A 2,903-nucleotide genomic window follows, 5' to 3' on the forward strand; every position below is an offset into this window, starting at 1 on the left:
CGTCTGGATTGGTTTTCCTTTCTTTTTGTTCCCTTTAATTAGCCATGAACTGTTTGATGCCCTGGCTCTTAGCACCGGATAGCGATAGGTAATCCTTTGAAGTTATCTCCGGATTTTCCCCCGCTCCACACCGTGCATGCGACTTTCACCGCACACGGCGCTCCATCGAATTCAGCCGTCCAGGGCTTTTAAACACAACTTACACACTTCGTTACAGCATTAAATTCAAAGAATAATAGGTGGCATTTCTGCCATAATACGAAGTTTGTTAAGCTTTTCTATTTGTTTATTGTCAAGATTTAAGGATTTCAGGTACTTTTCAATCGTAAGTTCTGAAGAAGCATGGATAAGGATATGAACCGCTTTGCTGACAAGAATAAGATTTGCGTATTCATCCGAACCGCCATTGCTAACCGGCACTTTATGGTGGCAGTGAATATCGTGGGAATCCATCGGAATTCCTGTCACTGCACATTTACCATACTGTGCCGCATACAAAGAAATACGGTTATCCGCATATTCAATGGTTCTGCCCTTTACAGGATTTCTCATCAGCCATAACATTGTCGCTGTGTCGATTGCAAGATTCTTATGAATCTGTTCCCGACCTTTTACCGTATATTTATTGATGGATTTCCTTTTATGCTGGGCATTCTTTGACTGGACATATCCCAGTGGAACCACCGGACGTCCATGAAGGAACCTCATCTGTCTGCTTGCTCCATACTTTTCTTTAATGAACCCATTTCTGAGCTGTCCCTTTTTGGATAAGTCTCCTTTCAGTCTGTTTCTGAGCTGTTTGTTGACACTGAAGGCAAGTCTGCTGAAGTCATGGGATACTTCTGTAGAAATACAATAGTATTCATGAAGTCCGGCAACTACAGAGTTATATTTCTGAAGCTGCATGAACTGAGCATTATCATCTGACGAATGAGCCAGTTTCTTTACTTCTTCCGAGACTTTTTCATGAGCCTTTTTGTATGCTTTATCGCTCATATGAGACCGAACCACATATTTCTTACCCTTTTTACGAACTTTCAGCTTGAACCCGAGAAAATCAGAATTCTGTCTTTTGAGATTTACTACTTTGGATTTGTCAGGGCTGATTTCCAGCCCCAGCCTGTCCTTTAGCCATAACTCTGTTGCCTTGTATGCTCTGACAGCATCCTCATGTGTTGCGCAGAAAATTTTAAAATCATCTGCGTACCGAACTGCATGCATCTCTTTTAATCTGCTCCGGCGCAGAGCCCTGTAAGCGTGGCTCTTAATCTCTGTTCCCTGCGCATTGCTCCTCGTTTTGAATTTTGTTTTTGTTGGCATCTCCTCCCATTGTGAGGCAATCCACCAATCCAGTTCATTCAATACGATGTTTGCAAGCAATGGCGACAAAATACCGCCTTGCGGGGTACCCCGTGCGGGATATGTTTTCTTCCCATCTGGCAGAACAACAGGTGCTTTCAGCATCTCTTTTATAATGCATAACAGCTTTTTGTCCCGGATTCCCAATGCCCATATCTGACGAATCAGCTTTGTATGGCTGATATTATCAAAGAAGCCTTTAATATCGAGGTCAACCACATGGTACAGATGCTGTACCTGTATCAGCCTCATGCATTGCGCAATAGCAGTCTCAGCGGAACGGTTCGGGCGGAACCCGTTGGAGTTCTCACTGAATTTTGCTTCACATATCGGCTCCATGACCTGCAAAATACATTGCTGTACGATCCGATCTACGATAGTTGGAATTCCCAGAGGTCTGGACTTTCCATTGGGCTTTGGTATCTCCACTCGCCTTACGGGTCGTGGATGATAATTACTGAATTGTTTCCGTATGAGACGGACGTATTCTTCCTCGCTTAACTTTGCAAGGTCGGCTATCGTCCTTTTATCCACTCCCGAAGTATCACTTCCTGTATTCTTCTTTATCGTTCTGTATGCAAGCTTGATATTTTCTTCACTCTCGATGATTTCCATCAGATGGTTGAAGGTTTTATCTTTCTTACTTTCTGCATACAGCCTGTCAAAAGTACCTTCCATGTCGTAATACTCTGAGTTGCGGATTTTTCTCTGTTTACTTTTCCTTTCTTGCTGCCCCGAAGTCAACACAGGCATCCTCTCCCTTCGGTTTGGATTTTCTTTGTCATACTCGAAGCTGTGTTTGTTGTGTTTTCATTTTCTTTGCTGAATTCGACTTGTGGCTATCCCTCCACCGCTTACTTATTCACGGCTTCACAGGTACTGTGCCACTACTCTCACTGGAATAAAGAATGGTTATTGCCCTCTCGCGAAGGTATTCCCATCCACCACATCACTGGCTTGCAACCGCCTCCGTGTTCCCAGCTTTCCACGTTCCGATATTCCTATCATTGGATATCTTTAGGTTCTTCCTCTAAGCCTGTATCTGGTCATGCATAACCGCACCGCCTGTAACGATGCATGGACTTTCATAACAACCAATTTTACTCGCCCACAGATACCACCATGAAGGGTGTACTGCCTTTCGACAGCATCAACGTTTAGACTCGTACATTCAGAATTTCGTCAGTATTTTCATACATTCTCACCATGGATATCCGACCCCCGGCATATAGGCAACACCATCCACCTCTGGACAGCTTTCGTGTCTGGTCTGAAAACCAGTCTTACGGTTGCTCTCTGCCGACTTCACCGAGCTCTATAAACTTTTGGAGAGAGCCGTTGCATGCTCCCCGCCATTCGGAGTATTAGGGTGGCGCTTCGGGACGTTACCCCCTCATTTCACCCATCGGAATATCAGTTCTCCAAAGTTTCGGGCTACAATTGCCCTTCGACTTTGTGCGTAAGCTTTTCACTTACGAACGTGTCGCACGATTGTCATTTCCATATCCTTCCAGAAGGTTTACGACACCCCACACGCCAAGACC

General features: G+C 44.6%; 2 protein-coding genes. Both read right to left on the reverse strand.

The annotated features are described in order from the left end of the window. Window positions 1-225: 225 nt before the first annotated feature. The gene (ltrA, locus tag RDS42_RS13840) at window positions 226-2,112 is read right to left on the reverse strand and encodes a group II intron reverse transcriptase/maturase (protein ID WP_172698216.1); all 1,887 of its coding nucleotides are present in this window, start codon (window positions 2,110-2,112) and stop codon (window positions 226-228) included. 719 nt (window positions 2,113-2,831) lie between these two features. Next, a partial coding sequence (locus RDS42_RS15035) for a Maff2 family mobile element protein (RefSeq protein WP_369124216.1) occupies window positions 2,832-2,903 on the reverse strand: 72 nt, incomplete at its 5' end.

It is taken from the genome of uncultured Blautia sp., assembly GCF_902497045.1.
Taxonomy (GTDB): Bacteria; Bacillota; Clostridia; order Lachnospirales; family Lachnospiraceae; genus Blautia_A.